Annotated in this window: 14 protein-coding genes and 1 pseudogene; 4 read left to right on the top strand and 11 right to left on the bottom strand. The window is 58.2% G+C overall.

Going from position 1 to position 16,400, the window contains the following annotated elements; genetic code table 11:
- Positions 1-412: 412 nt before the first annotated feature.
- Complete coding sequence (locus ARC85_RS00915) at positions 413-3,088, top strand: nitrate reductase (protein ID WP_286714161.1); 2,676 nt, start codon at positions 413-415, stop codon at positions 3,086-3,088.
- 1 nt (position 3,089) lies between these two features.
- Here the strand turns inward: ARC85_RS00915 and ARC85_RS00910 are convergent, their stop codons facing one another.
- Complete coding sequence (locus tag ARC85_RS00910; RefSeq protein WP_011783758.1) at positions 3,090-3,752, bottom strand: hypothetical protein; 663 nt, start codon at positions 3,750-3,752, stop codon at positions 3,090-3,092.
- 354 nt (positions 3,753-4,106) lie between these two features.
- On the opposite strand from ARC85_RS00910, the gene ARC85_RS00905 reads away from it, so the two are divergent.
- Together ARC85_RS00905 and ARC85_RS00900 are read left to right on the top strand one after the other, a co-directional pair.
- Complete coding sequence (locus ARC85_RS00905) at positions 4,107-4,727, top strand: type IV toxin-antitoxin system AbiEi family antitoxin domain-containing protein (RefSeq protein WP_170155437.1); 621 nt, start codon at positions 4,107-4,109, stop codon at positions 4,725-4,727.
- Between the two features lie 47 nt (positions 4,728-4,774).
- Positions 4,775-5,680, top strand: coding sequence for a nucleotidyl transferase AbiEii/AbiGii toxin family protein (locus ARC85_RS00900; protein ID WP_121208111.1), 906 nt, complete (start codon positions 4,775-4,777; stop codon positions 5,678-5,680).
- A 416-nt stretch (positions 5,681-6,096) separates the two neighbouring features.
- Here ARC85_RS00900 and ARC85_RS00895 read toward each other — a convergent pair whose 3' ends face one another.
- From ARC85_RS00895 to ARC85_RS00855, 9 genes are all read right to left on the bottom strand, one after another.
- A complete protein-coding gene (locus ARC85_RS00895) occupies positions 6,097-6,555 on the bottom strand; it encodes a hypothetical protein (RefSeq protein ID WP_226610161.1) in 459 nt (152 codons plus the stop codon).
- A gap of 15 nt (positions 6,556-6,570) precedes the next feature.
- Complete coding sequence (locus ARC85_RS00890) at positions 6,571-6,918, bottom strand: hypothetical protein (protein ID WP_153739765.1); 348 nt, start codon at positions 6,916-6,918, stop codon at positions 6,571-6,573.
- An 84-nt stretch (positions 6,919-7,002) separates the two neighbouring features.
- Positions 7,003-7,521 carry an Hcp family type VI secretion system effector gene (locus ARC85_RS00885; protein WP_121208113.1) on the bottom strand — a complete coding sequence of 173 codons (519 nt, stop codon included), beginning with the start codon at positions 7,519-7,521 and terminating at the stop codon, positions 7,003-7,005.
- Positions 7,522-7,728: 207 nt separating this feature from the next.
- Complete coding sequence (locus tag ARC85_RS00880) at positions 7,729-9,468, bottom strand: bifunctional protein-serine/threonine kinase/phosphatase (protein ID WP_141066760.1); 1,740 nt, start codon at positions 9,466-9,468, stop codon at positions 7,729-7,731.
- Positions 9,469-9,526: 58 nt separating this feature from the next.
- A complete protein-coding gene (locus tag ARC85_RS00875; protein ID WP_113879592.1) occupies positions 9,527-10,375 on the bottom strand; it encodes a formate/nitrite transporter family protein in 849 nt (282 codons plus the stop codon).
- A 315-nt stretch (positions 10,376-10,690) separates the two neighbouring features.
- Positions 10,691-11,458 (bottom strand): TonB family protein, encoded by a 768-nt coding sequence (locus ARC85_RS00870; protein ID WP_286714160.1) that lies wholly within the window; start codon positions 11,456-11,458, stop codon positions 10,691-10,693.
- A complete protein-coding gene (locus ARC85_RS00865; protein ID WP_113879590.1) occupies positions 11,455-11,865 on the bottom strand; it encodes an ExbD/TolR family protein in 411 nt (136 codons plus the stop codon). Before ARC85_RS00865 ends, ARC85_RS00870 begins: the two co-directional genes overlap by 4 nt.
- Positions 11,862-12,257 carry an ExbD/TolR family protein gene (locus tag ARC85_RS00860; RefSeq protein WP_014420161.1) on the bottom strand — a complete coding sequence of 132 codons (396 nt, stop codon included), beginning with the start codon at positions 12,255-12,257 and terminating at the stop codon, positions 11,862-11,864. The genes ARC85_RS00865 and ARC85_RS00860 overlap by 4 nt, the downstream gene beginning before the upstream one ends.
- Complete coding sequence (locus ARC85_RS00855) at positions 12,244-13,041, bottom strand: MotA/TolQ/ExbB proton channel family protein (protein ID WP_286714159.1); 798 nt, start codon at positions 13,039-13,041, stop codon at positions 12,244-12,246. The genes ARC85_RS00860 and ARC85_RS00855 overlap by 14 nt, the downstream gene beginning before the upstream one ends.
- A gap of 303 nt (positions 13,042-13,344) precedes the next feature.
- Between ARC85_RS00855 and ARC85_RS00850 the strand changes: the two are divergent.
- A pseudogene (locus ARC85_RS00850) lies at positions 13,345-15,572 on the top strand (sensor domain-containing diguanylate cyclase).
- Here the strand turns inward: ARC85_RS00850 and ARC85_RS00845 are convergent.
- The gene (locus tag ARC85_RS00845) at positions 15,569-16,336 is read right to left on the bottom strand and encodes a sulfite exporter TauE/SafE family protein (RefSeq protein ID WP_278349786.1); all 768 of its coding nucleotides are present in this window, start codon (positions 16,334-16,336) and stop codon (positions 15,569-15,571) included. The pseudogene ARC85_RS00850 and the gene ARC85_RS00845 sit on opposite strands and share 4 nt — an antisense overlap.
- Positions 16,337-16,400 lie beyond the last annotated feature (64 nt).

Genomic DNA, 16,400 nt, shown 5'->3' with positions numbered 1-16,400 from the left:
GAGCAGGCGCCGATGCCTGTAAATGAGAGCTGTGATGTCGTGATGGTTCACTAATCACTCAGCACAAGCCGTGCCATCCAGGACTATTCATGTATTTCAGTAAGTTGCGGGAGCCCTGGTCGTTCCAGCAGGGGAAGCCCGTGCTTTGCCGGGGTGGTTTTGGTGCAGAAAATCGCCCTTTGCACCAAGGTGAACGCCCATCGATAGGCTTTTCAAGGAAGCTATTTAGCGGTGCAACTGGCTTCGACAGGCGCACCAGGCGCCATTCAAGGCCCTTGGAGACATCAAATCGTGCGCTGGCCCCCTAATTGCTTTCTTTTATGGCAGACAACACAGGCAACGAAGCCCGCCCCCCGGCTCTGGAAACGGAAACCGGGTGGTGGGCTTTTTTGGTTCAAGAGCGAGGAACAGCATGAAACACCACGACACGCCAGCGGACTCTATTGCCACCACCTGCCCTTACTGTGGTGTTGGCTGCGGTGTTCTGGCCGCCCCTGGCCATGTCGAAGGCGATCATCAGCACCCGGCCAATGGCGGGCGGCTTTGCGTCAAAGGTTCTGCCTTGCATGAGACGCTGGAGGATACCAGCCGCTTGCTGGTGCCAAAGATCGCGGGCTATGAGGTGACATGGGAGGAAGCCATTGACCGGGTCGCCGGGGCCATTTCCGATTCGGTGCGTGAGCATGGCGCGGAATCCGTGGCCTTCTATCTCTCCGGGCAGCTACTCACGGAGGATTATTACATTGCCAACAAGCTGGCCAAGGGGTTCATCGGCACACCGCATGTGGATACCAATTCCAGACTGTGCATGTCCTCGGCCGTTGCGGCACATAAGCGTGCTTTTGGCGAGGACTGTGTTCCCGGTTGCTACGAGGATCTTGAGCTGGCGGACCTGCTGGTGCTCGCGGGCAGCAACGTCGCCTGGGCCCACCCGGTACTGTACCAGCGAATGAGTGCTGCGCGCCGTCAGGGACGGAGAGTGGTGGTCATCGATCCCAGAAAGACAGCGACAGCGGATCTCGCTGATCTGCACCTTCAGCTTCGCCCCGGAACCGACACCCTGTTGTTCAATGGCCTGTTGGTCTGGCTACACGATCACGGAGCCCTGGCGGAGGACTACCTTGCAGAGCATTGTAACGGCTTCGAGGAAACCCTGGCGATCGCACGATCCTGCGCGCCTTCTGTGCAAGCGGTGGCCAGGGGCTGCGATCTGGCAGTAGAAGAGGTGGAGTGTTTCTATCAATGGTTTGCAGACACCGGACGGACAGTGACCGCGTTTTCCCAGGGTATTAATCAGTCGGTTGCTGGTACGGATAAGGCCAACGCCATCATTAACTGCCATCTGGCTACCGGCCGGGTGGGCCGACCGGGAGCGAGCCCGTTTTCGCTGACGGGACAACCCAATGCCATGGGTGGCCGTGAAGTTGGCGGGCTGGCCAATACTCTGGCAGCCCATATGGATTATGACACGCCAGGCGCTTTGCTCAGGGTTTCGGATTTCTGGCACAGCGAGAAGATGGCCCGTGGTCCCGGCCATAAAGCGGTGGACCTGTTCGAGGCAGTCCATCGGGGAGAGATCCGGGTACTCTGGGTGATGGGCACCAACCCCGCAGTCAGCCTGCCGGGCAGCGAACGTATTCACCAGGCATTGTCCCGTTGCCAGACTCTGATCGTCTCGGATTGTGTGGCCCAGACCGATACCACGCAGTTTGCCGATATTCTCTTGCCGGCTGCCGGTTGGGGCGAGAAAGATGGAACGGTGACCAATTCCGAACGGCGCATTTCACGCCAACGCCGGTTTCTGCCCCTGCCGGAGCAGGTCCGGCCGGACTGGCAGATTATTCGGGACGTTGCCTGTTCTCTGGGTCATGCTCATGCTTTCGATTACACATGCCCTGCCGATATCTTTCGCGAACATGCGGTGTTGTCCGGTTATGGTAACGGAGGCGAGCGTGTGTTCAATATCTCCGCCTTGTCTCAACTCAGCAACCAGGAGTATGACGAGCTGGCGCCGGTGCAGTGGCCGGTCACGGAGGGTAACCCCGGGGCCTGGTTGCAAACCCGTCGGCTGTTTGGGCACGGGCAATTTCCCACGCCGGATGGCCGGGCACGATTGGTGCCCGTGTCCAGTTTGCCGCCCGGGCAGCTACCTGGACCCCGGTACCCGCTGGTGGTGAATACCGGCCGAATCCGTGACCAATGGCATACCATGACCCGAACGGCCCTGGCACCCAGGCTGTTTGCCCATCGCAGCGAGCCGTTCATAGAGTTGCACCCGGCGGATATTGCCGGCTTTGGTTTGATTGAAGGTGCCCTGGCGGTGCTGCGTGGGCCGGGCAATGCGGGCTACGTTGGCCGGGTCCGGGGCAGCACCGGCCAGCGCACAGGTGAAGTGTTTGTGCCCATCCACTGGAATGGCCGGTTTGCCTCCTCCGCTTTGGCGTCCAGCCTGATCCGTCCGGTTGTGGATCCCATTTCCGGTCAGCCAGAAGGCAAGCATGGTGTGGCGACCATCCGGCCCCTGGTGACCCGCTGGCAGGCGAGGCTATTGCTGCGTGATCCCCGCCTTGCCTCGTTGGACCACACCGCTCTTGCCTACTGGAGTTGCCAGCGCCTGCCGCACAGTCACGGCTGGTGGTTCGCCGGGGGCCACGAAATGAACTGGCGGGAATGGGGGCAACGTTGTTTTTCGCGGGAACCGGAACTGGTCATGGAAGACCGGGCGAGACAGCGCTACCGGGCCGCCTGGCTTAGTGGCGATCGACTGGACGCCGTGTTGCTGGTTGAGCCCTGTGCCCAGACCATGCCGGATCTGGACTGGCTGGACAGTTGTTTTGGCAAAGGTGAGCTGGCGTCGGAACAACGCCGCTCGTTACTGGCGGCAGGCATAGTGGAAGGGGAAGCGTCAGGGCCGATTGTCTGCAGTTGTTTTGGCGTGGGTGAGAACCAGATTGCCCAGGCCATTGAACAGGGCATGGCCAGCTCCGAAGCACTGGGTGAGCAGCTGAAGTGTGGCACCAACTGTGGCTCCTGTCTGCCGGAGATCCGGGACCTGCTGGCGCGCACAGGGGCTCGGGAACCTGCCTGAATCAGGCCGCGGCCGCCCGCCTAAGCAGCGACAATGGTACCCGATAGCGAAGGATCCGGGCATGCTGGCTGACAGTCACCGTGCAGGTCTTGCGGTTAACGCGTACCACCTGGCCTCGCTTCTCGCGCCGGCCATCGCCGAACACCACCGAATCCCCCACCTGCCAGCGCCGGTACTCCGCAGCGGGACTCGGAAATTCAAAGGGTGTACTGGCTAGCTCTATCCCGCAGTCGCTGGCCAGCCCGGACAGGTGCCGTCGGGTAGCGTCGGCTGCACCGCTATGATGCAGATCGTCCAGGGCCTCATAGAAATGCCGGTTGTGAACGGAGCCGTAATGCCGTTGCCCGGCACTGTGCTGCAGCAAATGGGCAAACTCATGGCAGCAGGTATGCGCCAGCAGGTTCAGCACAGTTACCTCGCCCCCGAAATAACCCCGGCCACGGATCTCCCGGGTTGATAGCCAGCCCTGGGCGGTGGCCGGTTGATGCTTGGCGGCGATCATCCGGGCTCCGTAGGTAATCAGGTGCTGTTTCTTGCGAGGATCAAAACGGTGGTAGGTGGCCTGGCCCGAGCCGACCCGCAATGCCAGCCCGGCGCCCGGATTTGCCTGCTGAACCCAGCCTTCAGCCGGCGTCCAGAGAATGTCCCGGGTGGTCTGGCACATGAGGGTGCCGATGGCATATGCATTCGGAGGTAGTTGAGGCATGAGTCTTGATTGGCGCTAAAAAACAGTCACGTGATTGCATGGATGGATAGACTAACCAGCGATTTTACAAATTGCTATGGCCCGATTTGGAAGAGTTGTCTAGAGGCTCTCTCTAACTCTGATCTCAAGTCCAGCGAATACGCCACTCCGGTGCTCGGCCTGATCTCCGGTAAACTGTCCCTGGAATGCCTTGATCCCGACTCACCTCCCTCCACGGAGTATGATGCGTCGGGCAGCGTCGACGAAGCTGCCGCTTGAACCCTAAACGATAATCAGACAAACTGTCACCAGATATTGCTAAGTGGTGACGGTTTGTCTGATTCCAGTTCTCCCCAATCTTCCCGGGTACTACTTCAAGCCCTGTTCCAAAAGCAAGGAGGCCAGCTCCGCTTGAGCGAAGCGTTGGCGCGGGGCTTTAGTCGGTACCAGTTCTATCAGCTCCGGGATGAGGGGCTGATAGAGCCGGTCAGCCGTGGTCTGTACCGACTGGCGGATCTGCCGCCCATCGAAAACCCGGATCTGGTGGCCGCCGCTACTCGGTTCCCAAGTGCAGTGCTTTGCCTGATTTCCGCGCTGGACTGGCATGGCATCACCACACAGATTCCCCATCAGGTGCATCTGGCGGTGGCGAGGGATGCCCGTCTCCCGGTTCTGGATTACCCGCCGGTGGCCGGGTACCGGTTCTCCGGACTAGCCTTCAGTGCAGGCATTGAGCAGGTCGATGTAGATGGCATTACCCTGAACGTTTACAACCCGGAGAAAACCCTGGCGGACTGTTTCAAGTTCCGGAATCGTATCGGCATGGATGTGGTGCTTGAGGCGCTGGAGCTTTATCGCATTCGTAAAACCTTTCTGCCGGGCAAGTTGATGGAATACGCCCGAATCTGCCGGGTCGCCACTGTTATGGCACCCTATGTGGAAGCCAAGTTGTGAATGGAATCAGTCAATCAACGGAATAACCAAAGTGAAAGGAGATCGCGATGGCAACGAACACCGCCGCGTCTGTTCGACAGAAACTGCTGAATAAATCCCGGGCTGAAAAGCGCCCCTTTCAGGAGCTGTTGCAGTATTACGCCATGGAGCGGTTTCTGTATCGGCTGAGCCAATCGCCCCACAGCGGCTGCTTTACCCTGAAGGGCGCACTGATGCTCTGGGCCATGCAGGGGCAGACCAGCCGACCGACCCGGGATATTGATATGCTGGGCCAGACCAGTAACGAACCTGAGGCGATTCTGGACCAGGTACAAGAAATCATTGCTGCTGAAGTGATGGATGACGGTTTGCATTTCGATCCAGATACCCTGAAGGCAGAAGCCATCACCGAAGATGCAGACTATCAGGGACTGAGGGTGACCTTCACTGGTTTTCTCGACAACGCCAGAATTCCGATGCAACTGGATATTGGCTTTGGCGATCCCGTATTTCCGTTCCCCTCCTGGCTGGAGTTTCCAACCTTACTGGATTTTCCCGCTGCACGGATTCAGTGCTACACACCTGAATCGTCTATTGCCGAGAAATTCCAGGCAATGGTGAATCTGGGTGAGCTGAACAGCCGGATGAAGGACTTTTACGATATCTGGCTGATGTCTCGTCAACACGAATTCCAGTCGAAAAACCTCAAGAGTGCGGTTGACGGTACCTTCCAGAAACGCGGGACCGAAATTCCTGAAACCAATCCCTTTTCTGCCGCTTTTGTGGACAGCAAACAGCTACAGTGGCAGGCTTTCCGTAAACGCCTTGGCCAGGATCATGTGCCGGAGGCATTTTCGGAAGTTGTAGAGGCGGTGGTTGAGTTTCTAGGGCCTGTGATGGCGAATCAAGGCACGGATGCTCCGAGGGAAATCTGGCTCCCACCCGGATTGTGGAGTCTGCAGGCCGATGGCTAGTTCTATTTTGGTAGGCAATATCTAGTAGCCGCTGTTGGAGCGCCTTCAGTGCATTCAAGGCTCCAAGTATGTGGGATTGCTAAACCGCATAGCCGAAAGAGATGAACGATGGCTCTAACCGTACCGATAAGCGGGATGTGATTTTCCCGGTCGTTTGAAGAACTTCAATGTGCGGCTGCGCAATGCCTTCGAGCAAAACTAGCGCAGTCTTCCCTAGCCATTCCACTGCAAAGCTTTTTGCGTGTTGTCCAATGCCCTAGAAGCCCGGATGGGTAGCTTCACCGCCGGATGGGAGCATTTCTTAAGAAGTGTGAAAACGCTTTTGAGCTGGTCGTGGAGTTTGCGGCTATTGGTCGGGAGTGGATTGCCTGAGTTCCCTGGATTCCGAATTGAAGAGCATCCAAATGCCCCCTTGATCATTCGCGTGTTTTGCTAACAGACAATGAAGACAGAACTTCTTCGAAAATGTCATCCTGAGTACTGATGGTAATCCACGAAGTTGGATGTTTTGAGGTGGCGATAAATGCAGTGGTGTATCCATTGACGGCGACTGAGAAGCCGTAGGCGCTGTTACCCAAATCCAGCTGAACGACCTTGCCGGAGGATCTTTGTGCTTCATTAAATCCTTGCCTGACCTCGTCAACGGCGGTATCAAAATCTGGGCTGGTTTCCATGGTCATCAACGAACCAACCATTGCGGAACCAAGCCAAAGCTGGGTTTCAAAAGGTTGCACATCAATCGTATCAAATCGACCGTTACCGAGCTCAAATGTCAGGTGATTGGAGGTGTGAAACTCAATGGGTGTCTGGCCAGTAGCAGCACAACCAGAGAGCAGGCTGACCAGCACAAACCCGAAAGCGATAGTTTTTTTCATCAAACGGATCCCTGTTCAGTTCAAAGAGTCGAGAATAGGAGGCTTGAATTGAACCGCGCGAAAACGCTTGCACATCATGTTAATGCGTACGTTACCCAGGAGAAAGGGCTCCCCCGACTTTCTGATAACACGTAACGCCCATTTTCTAAGCTTATTTGCTGGCCAAAGGAGATCCTGAGGGTTTGGAACGGCATCAATCCATGTGCTGCAGTCTTCCATTTCGGCAAGTAATTCAACCACCCTTATGATTGTCTCATCCGTAATCGAAGATGATGTAAAGAGGCGGGCATTAGCCTGTCCGTAGAATGCGCTGATGATTGCCTGAATTATATCGACATCATTCTCAGTGATAGTGTCGCTCATGTTCTTCATTCCTTGAAGTTCTAAAGCTAATGCCCCGGCGATCTCGCGAACGCCGGGGCATTATAACGCTGAGGCCTGGGTAAATTATGCCTCGATCGGTGAACGCCAGTCGTCAGCGCCAGAGGTGCCTGCAACCGCGTGCTCCCAAGTGACTTTACGGTAGGACAGAGACACGGTAACCAGCTGCGTGAAGTCCGCGTTGGCAGCGTCCTGACAGTGGGGCATGTTGCAGTTGATGTCGATGATGGTGGCATCTTCCAGGATGGTGGAGAAGAAGTGCTCCTGCTTGCCCTCAACCGAGGTGCGGTACCACTTCAGCTCTACCTTCGGCAGCATTTCGCCGGACGCCAGGGCGTTGTACATCAGCGGAGTGGCCTTGTTCAGGGCTGAAGTGAACTTGAACGGCTTGTGAACGCGCTGACCGGAAGGCTGGCCGGACTGGGGATCAGTCGGAACGGTAACAACGTGGCTGAATTCCTGGACCAGCACTTCGTCTTCATGACCTTCAACGTAGATGTTGCCTACGGAATCGGAAGTGAACGCGCCAGCGGTGATGTTACCCTGGGTTTGGCCTTCGATGCTGATATAACAAGGAGTTGGCATAGTCTGCTCCATGACAATGTTGTGAATGAGTGTCCCAAGGATGTTCCCTGGACGGCATAATAGATAACAATCGCCGTGCCAGTTGTTGAATGTAGCGATATAACAACTAGTTACGTGGAGTTCGGGCAATGTCTGAGTGTCTTCGGGCAAGGCGTTGCTTGGCGGGCGGGCGAGCTTTTGCTGGCTGGGCAATAAATGGCCCGGGGCTCAGTTCCAGGAGCCACTGGCCAGGGAGGTTAATAGTGCCAGCAGGAGCAGGGCCGAGACGCCTTGCCAGAAACGCACCGGGTGCCGCTCCATGAGAGGTGGATGGTGTCGGGCACGCCAGTCTCGTCCGGGGTGTCGGAGTTCGTAGAGCAGTTCCGATAACGCCGGGTAGCGGCGATGGGGCTCCGGATGGGTAGCCCGGGCCAGGGTGGCATCCAGCCACGGCGGCAGGTCTTCACGCCAGGCCCTGGCGGGCCGGTATGTCAGAGCCTGTAGTTGTTTGCGAGTGCGGATGCGGGGTACATCGGTATGGTAGGGCAGGCGCCCGGTTAATAGTTGATAGATAATCACGCCCAGGGCGTACTGGTCCGACTGCCAGCTGCCGGGTTCGCCGAGAAAGAGCTCCGGCGCCGAGTAGAGGGCGGCTCCAACCGGATAGCAAGCGGCAGGCTTGCCCGCTTCTTCCAGACCGGCGACCCGGGTGGCTCCGAAATCGACCAGCATGGCGCGGCCATCCGGTGTGATCAGGACATTTTCGGGTTTCAGATCCTGGTGCACCATTTCCAGCCGGTGGAAGGCCCTGAGCCCCCGGATAATCTGCTCGGCCAGTTGTCGCACGGTTTCCAGATCTGGCTGCGGGTGATCAAGCATCCATTGCCGCAAGGTACAACCTTCTACAAAGTCAGTAGCCAGATACAGGCAACTTTGCGGACGCTCCGGGGCAAAGATGGCAACCACATGGGGGCTCTGAACGCGCTGGGCAATCCAGCGTTCAGTAACGAATCGCTCCAGCTCATCCGGATACTGCCGCAACTCCATCGCCGGGAACTTAATTGCGGCTTGCTTCCCGGACCTCTCATCCCTGGCCAGGTAAACGTGGCTTCGGCTGCTGATATGCAGGGCCCGGATGATTCGGTAGCCGTCCAGCACCTCACCGGGAGCGGGCTCGCGCGCGAATGGCAGTTCGCGATAGGCTTTCTGGGCGCTGGTGTCCTGTGTCCGAGAGGGTAACCGGGTTACCCGCAATACCTGGACCGTCAGGTTATCCTCACTTCCCCTTTCCAGGGCGAGTTGGGCCAGCGACCGGGCGGCGTGATCCAGATCGTCCCCGTTGTCGGCAAGGCAAAGGGTGATATCACCGGCCGAGAGCCGTTCGTAAACACCATCGGTCATCATCAGAAACACGTCGTTCCGGTGCAGGGCGAGACTGCGATACTCGATATCCAGTTGCGGGCTCAGTCCAAGAGCCCGGTTCAGGCAGCTTTCCTCGGCCGAAAGCCAGACCCGGTGGTCGGTTGTGAGTTGTTCCAGCGTGTTGCCCTGAAGCCGGTAGATACGGGCGTCTCCCACATGAAACAGGTGCGCCGTTGCGGATTTCAGAACCAGGGCACTGAAGGTGCAGACGTAGCCCCGGTCCTGGTCATAGCGATATCGGCTTTGTCGGGTCTGGGCGTGCAGCCAGGCATTGCTTGCCCTCAGCACCCGTTCGGCCGATTGTTTCACCGACCAGCTCTCGGGGGTTGAGTAGTAGTCGCTCAGGAAGCCGGCCACCGCCGCTTCACTGGCGATCTGGCTGACATTGCTGGAGCTGATGCCATCGGCGATTCCTGCCGCAATTCCCTTGCTGTGGCGCTGGTGATTGTCGGGTATCAGCAGGCCATGGAAATCCTGATTGGCGGGTTTCCGGCCGGCGCTGCTGAATTGTCCGGCTTCTATCGTGAGCTGTTCGCAGTTGGACATGAATATGAGCCACTGAAGCCCGCCGGTGTGTGCGGCACCGGCGGGGCCTTAGTGGTAATCAGGCGCTGCGGGCGCTGACGGGTTCGCGGTAGTCTGTTGTCAGGGTGCGCTTGGGTGCGGTGCGAACGTGGGTGGCGTAAAGCGTCAGCCCAGTGAAGGACAGGCCACCTACCAGGTTGCCCAGAACGGTGGGGATCTCGTTCCAGATGAAGTAATCCATGATACTGAACTCGCCGCCCATCATCAGCGCAAACGGGAACAGGAACATGTTGACGATGGAGTGCTCAAAGCCCATGTAGAAGAACAGCATGATCGGCATCCACATGGCCAGTACCTTGCCCTGGACCGTGGTGGAGATCATCGCGCCCACCACGCCCATGGATACCATCCAGTTACACAGTACACCCCGCAGGAAGATGGTGAACCAGCCAGCCACACCATGTTCGGCATAACCCAGGGTACGGGCCTTGCCGATAGAGGCAATTTTGTCCCCGACCACTCCGGCTTCGGTGTTGAAACCGTAGGTGAAAACAAAGGCCATGATGGTGGCAACCGTCAGGGCGCCGCCGAAGTTACCCAGGAACACCCAGCCCCAGTTTCGAAGGATGCCGCGGGTATCCACCCCGGGGCGTCGGTCGAGAAGGGCCAGCGGGGTCAGCATGAACACCCCGGTGAGCAGGTCGAACCCCATCAGATAAAGCATGCAGAACCCGACCGGAAACAGCAGTGCGCCGACCAGCGGGCTGCCGGTCTGTACGCCGACGGTAATGGCGAATACCGCCGCCAGTGCCAGGATGGCCCCGGCCATAAAGGCCCGGATCAGGACATCCCGGGTGGCCATGTAGATTTTCGATTCACCGGCGTCCACCATCTTGGTGACGAACTCCGAAGGCATGATGTAAGACATAGTGTGTTCCCCTGATCGCTTTCTGGTTATCTGGAGCCAACAAAAAACGGCGCCCTCATTGCCTGCCTGGTAGGGACAGGAATGAGTAGACGCCGTCGTCTGAACAGAATGTGCGCGGGCAGCCTGAATGAAGATGAACAGGCTATCTGCTGAGGATGTCTGAGCAGAGAGTGTGCCAGTGTTGGAAGCTTTCAGGGTTTGATTTAAAAATCAACAGGTTGAGTGGGGCGTCGGTTGCGGTTTGGTGCCTGCATTGCTGGCCAGCGCACCGGCAGAGTGCGCCCTGCCTTTCCTTGGTGCCTGGCAGGGAGTGAGTCAGCGCAGATTAAAACGGACTGGCAGAGCGTAGGTGAAGGACTTGCCGCGCATGGAGTCCGGCACGGCTGGCAGAGGCGCAGCTTGCGCCAGCATGGCCAAAGCAGCATCGTCCAGCAATGAGTGCCCGGAACTGTCGCGCAGCGAGTGTTCCACCAGCGAGCCATCGCGCCGGAACTCGAAGACAATCACCGGTGTACCCTCCTGGCCTAGCCGGCGGGCACGGCGAGGATACTCGTAATAGCGCGCCAGATGCCGGCTGAGCTTGCTCAGGTAGCTGTCTACCTGTGATGACTGACCGGCATTCTGTAAAGGTACCGCGCTTTGGTTGGTGTTACTGTCCGCTTCTTCGCCCTGAGGTTGTTCTGGGCTTTCTGCCACGGCCTCGGTGGTGCTGGATTCTGGTTCCTGCGGTGTGGGGGCAGGTTCCGGTATTGGCTCAGGTTCTGGTTCTGGCACGGGTTCAGGTTTCGGTTCCGGCTTTGGCTCTGGTTTGGGCTCTGGTTTGGGTTCTGGCTTGGGTTCTGGCTTGGGCTGCGGTTCTGGCTCTGGAGCCGGTTCGGGTTCCGGCGCGACTTCCGGCTTTGGCTCTACCGATTTCCTGCCGGCGAGATTGATCTTGATTGCGGGGGCGGTGTTCACGGCACTGTCACCCAGAACCGGCATCTCCAGGGTTTCCTCGGGCGTGGCCAGGACCGCTGTAATGGCGGTTGCGATCATGGCGATGATCAGGAACAGGGCTTTGGGTAGCCGACCTGCTGTTGTCATGTGGCAGGCTCCGTGAGCAGCAGAACTTCCGAATAACCGCCCTCTTCCAATATTCTCAGCAAATCCTCCAGATTGGCCATGGTCAGGCTTTGATCCGCCGCAATCTTCAAGGGTACGTTCTCATCCGGAGCCGGTAGCGCGGCAAGCAGACTCTCGCGGGTCTGGTGCTTGCCTTCGACCTGCCATTGGCCATCGGCCTGAATCATCATGTCGGCCTCGGGTGCCTGCTGTTCCGGACTCTGCTCGGTACCAGGCAGTTCTGGCAGCGGTTCGTTGGTAAGTTGTCCCGCTACAATGAAAAACATCAGCAGCAGAAACACCAGATTGATCAAGGGCAGCAACGCATCTTCAACACGTTCCAGAAGGCCCTTGCCGGAGGTTGATGGAGGTGGAACCAGGTCTGTCATGAGTCAGGCGTGTTTGTACGCTTCCAGTGAGGTTCAATGCCGGCGTTATCCAGCGCACTGAGGGTCCGGGTGAAATGGGCCAGGCTGGTATCGGGCGTAGTGGCGAGATTGGCTTCGCTTACCCCTTCAGCGTTCAGCGTCGACAGCAGCTGCGCCAGGTCGAAGTCTTTCTTCTTCCAGCGTACCGTGCCATTGGCATTGACCCTGAGCTCTGGCAGGGGGGCGCCCGTGGCACTGCTCTGCTGGCCGGTATTGTTCGCCAGTTCCAGGTAATCTACCGGTAGCAATCGGGTGGTGAGCATAAAGAACACCAACAGGATGAACACCACATCGATCAGTGGTGTTATCCGGATGGGAATCGGGCGGTTTGGCCGGGGGTCAACCAGCTGCATGAGCCAGCCGCTGATTATCGCCGACCGAGTAACCCCGGTCAGTCTCTGCTGCTCTATTAGAGCGGGGTTCGGCCACCGGTGTAGCTGGTTCGGCCTGAGCGGCCTGCTCGTTGCCAGGTAAAACGTTGAAGACGCTGACCAGGGCACTGTTGATGGTTTTGTGAATCCGGCGTAGACGGAATTCGATCCACGCCGCCAGAGCCGCAAAGGGAATGGCCACCACCAGACCTGCGGCCGTCGTGGTCAGCGCCTCATAGATGCCACCGGAAAGCTGGCTGGCGTTGGCGCGGCCGTCGGTCGCCGCCATCGCGCTGAATGCCTCCATCATGCCCATTACAGTGCCCAGCAGGCCCAGCAACGGGGCCAGAGCAGCAATCACTTCGATGATTTTTAACGGGGCCTCGAACGGTTCCAGCGCCGCTTGCGCATCCCGTACTGCCGTTTCCCGCACCGCACTGATGTTCGGATTGCTCTTGCTGGCGGTCATGGTGTTGACCAGCAGATGCATCAGCGGATTGGTGCGCCCGAGCAAGCCGGCGTCGGCTCTGATCTTTTCCGGGGAAGTCTGGGCCGGGGATGCCTGCCATTGTTGAACCAGGTAGCGCAACTTTCGGGTAAATCGCGGGGCGTAGAAGGTTCCGAACAGCATCAGGTAGAAGAACGTGATCACGCCAATGGCGGCTATGGCGATCAGAACGATCATGACTGGACCGCCCATTTCGACCAGTTGGCCGAGTGGCCCTTGGTTGAACAGTGATGCGGAAGTGGCAGTGATGGAATCCATACAGATATTCCCGGCGAGACGAAAATAGACCTAAATAATAACGATTATCAGTAGAATTTCAAGTCTCGATCTGACGTATCCGCCCGCCTTTGTTAGACTTTCGGTGACGTTTGCAACTATCTGGTGTTCGTGAGGGGCGCCCAGTGCCTGAGAGCCTGAGCAGCGGGAGTGATTGATTTGGTCAGAAAATGGTTCGGCAGCCTGGTCAACCGAGCGGTCGCTTTGGTAGTGGTGTTTGTGGCGACATCCGCGGTTGTCATTGCGGCCATCGGGTGGCTGCTCAGTCGGGCCGAGCTGGAGGACATGGCGTATGGTCAAGTGGAAACCATTGCCGGAATGGTCGCCAGGGAACTGGATCTGAAGCTGTCGGAAAGACTGGATGTACTGACATTGGTGGCCGAAGGCTTCCCCTCTACCGAGATCGTGCTGGAAAACCGGGCCCGGGTCCTGCTGCGTAATCAGGATGCCCTGCTCCAGCTTTTCGATGCCACCTTTATTCTCGATGCCGATGGTCGGTTACTGGCAGCTTCCCCGGCGTCGTATTACGTACCCGGTTTCAATGCCTCGCAGCGCCCCTACTTCACCGATCTGGTCAGCCGGATGTCGCCCATTATCAGCGCTCCCTACATTACCGTAATTGATGAGCAGCCCGGCGTTATGGTGGCCGCGCCCCTGTTTGATGCAAAACAGCGATTCATCGGCATGATTGGCGGGCTGATTCTGCTGCAGGGCGACAATTTCATGAGTGAATTTGCCAGTGTCCGGGTGGGCCAGACCGGCTATCTGCGCCTGATAACGCAAAACGGCATCGTGCTTGCTGATGGTCTGTCGGGAGAGGTGATGGTGCCCGTAAGCAAATCGTCCCCCTCTTTACTGCAGGCGATGTCCGGTTTCGAGGGCACATCCCACGATCATCCGGGCCGGAAAACCGGGACCATAACCGGCTATGCGCAAATGGCGCTGGTACCATGGTTTGTGGCCGCGGTCTGGCCCGAGCGTGAGGCCTTTGCTCCGGCACTGAGGATGACCGGTGGCTTCAGCTGGGCGTTGCTGGCGGTAGTATCAATACTGGCGCCCCTGGCTTTCTGGATCTTTTACCGGCTGTTGGCGCCGTTGCGCAATCTCGGGGTTCAGATATATCAGCGGCACACTGGTGAGCGGGAGGAGCCTGTTTCCGAGGTGGGCGGGTCGGAGATCCGCAACGTTGCCAAAGTCTTCAACCAGGTGCGGCAGGAACGGGATGAGATTTTCCGGTCACTGGCCGAACGCGAGGCCTTCTTCCGGTCCCTCACTAGCAATGCACCGATCGGCATCGTACACACTGATATCCTGGGCCGTATAGAGTTCGTGAACCCGGCGTTTCTGGATATTGTCGGTCGCCCCGAGGACTGGCTCCGCCATCGCTACCTGATTGAAACCGTCGCCAGCGAAGACCGGGACAAGGCCATGAAAGGGTGGCGCAATGTTCTGGTACGCCGCAGCTTTTTCAGGAGCCGGCTGAGGTTGCTAACCTATCGTCTGCCCGGTTATGTCTGGGTGGATGTCATTACCTCGGTGATCGACCTGCCGGACCAGGCCATTGGTACCATTACCGCCGTCAGGGATGTGACTCAGGAAATGCGCTTTGAACGGGCCATTCGCGAGGAACAGCAGCGGGCGGATTCGATTCTTGACGTGCTTCAGGAAGGGGTGCTCATGGTGGATACCGAAGGGGCTATCCGCTACGCCAACGGCGCCGCCTGCAGTTTTCTGGCGCTGGAAGATGACTGTGTGGGCCATAACTTTTTCGAATCCGTCACCATCCGCCACGACAATGAAGAACTGGTTTACGACACCTTTCTGGCCGGAGACGAAATCGACAATCGCTACGTAACCCTCGAAAACCTGGCCGGACGGATCTACGACATCGATCTGACCATGCTGCATATGCGCAAAGGAGAGCGGCAGGAACGGCTGGTGTTTGTGCTCAGGGATGACAGCGAACGCCGGCGCGAAGAAGAGCGATTGTCCTGGGAGGCCACCCACGATGCGCTGACCCAGTTGCTGAACCGGCGGGCGTTTACCGCTTCATTGCTCAAGGCGCTGGCGGATGCGCCCGGGCAACCGGTGCCTGCGGTACTGATGATGATCGACCTGGACCACTTCAAGCCAGTCAACGATGAAGGTGGTCACCTGGTTGGCGATGATCTGCTGAAGCGGCTGGCGGAGGTGTTCAAACAGGCCGTACGCCAGTCGGATACGGTAGCCCGCCTCGGGGGGATGAGTTCGCTATTTTGTTGCCAGCCTGTGGTATGGCGCGGGCCGAAGCTCTGGCTGAAAGTATCCGGGCAAAGGTCCAGGCGTTGAAAATAAGACACGACGGTCGCCAGTTCGGCGTCACCGTCTGTATTGGCCTGACGCCGGTTTCAGCTCACGACAACGGCCCCAAAGAGGCGATGGCACGAGCTGATGAAGGCTGCTACATCGCCAAATCCCGGGGCCGGAACTGTGTGGTATCCATTGCCCTGCCGGACGAGGGTGACCGGCATTAGCCAAGCCAGCCAGCAGAACGCGCTGCCTGCCAGAGCAAGCGGAACGCCAGCAGGGTAAGTACCATGTTGAAGGCGGTGTGGAACCACCGGTTATTGATGGATTTAAGCAGGTGCAATCCAAGCCAGGTGCCGGCAAAGCCGCAGGCGATCATGACCAGAATAAAGAGCAGCCACTCCGAAAACACAAAACCGGCTACGCCGAACACCAGGGCCTTGGGGGCGTGCTGCAGGGTCATGGCGGTGCCAAAGGTGGCGACGGTGCGGAAGCGGTCGGTGTGAATCTGCTTGATAAACGCGGCCACCAGGGGGCCGGTAGCGCCCACGAACAGACTCACGAAACTGGTGATGGCAGAAGCGATAAACACGCCGAACGGGCCAAAAGAGGCCTTGGGCAACCCGGGGCCCCAGCACAGGTAAAGCACGAACAGGGCAATGCTCAGTTGCCACAGATGAGCCGGTAGATCGACCAGCAACCAGGCACCCAGTCCGGCACCGGCCAGCACCCCCGGGGCGAAGGCGGCGATCACCTTCCAGTCGATATGATGCCAGGTCAGTATGGCCCGGCCACTGTTGGAACCGAGCTGAATCATGCCGTGAACAGGAATGATCGCCGCCGGTGGCAGCCAGGATGCCATCAGTACCAGCAGCAGGACACCGCCGCCGGCGCCCAGGGTGGCGGTTATCATGGAGGTAACCGCTGACGCCATCAGCAGGAACACAATCACGCTGGTGCTCAGGGCTTCCGGAAACACGATCAGGCTCATGGAACTCACTCTGGTATTGGCGTAAGCTCCTGAGTTTCCGGTTTATAACGGGAATGTCCAGGGG

The sequence above is a fragment of the Marinobacter sp. tcs-11 genome (genome assembly GCF_002049515.1).
Lineage (GTDB): Bacteria > Pseudomonadota > Gammaproteobacteria > Pseudomonadales > Oleiphilaceae > Marinobacter > Marinobacter nauticus.
This window is presented reverse-complemented; position numbering and strand designations above follow the sequence as displayed.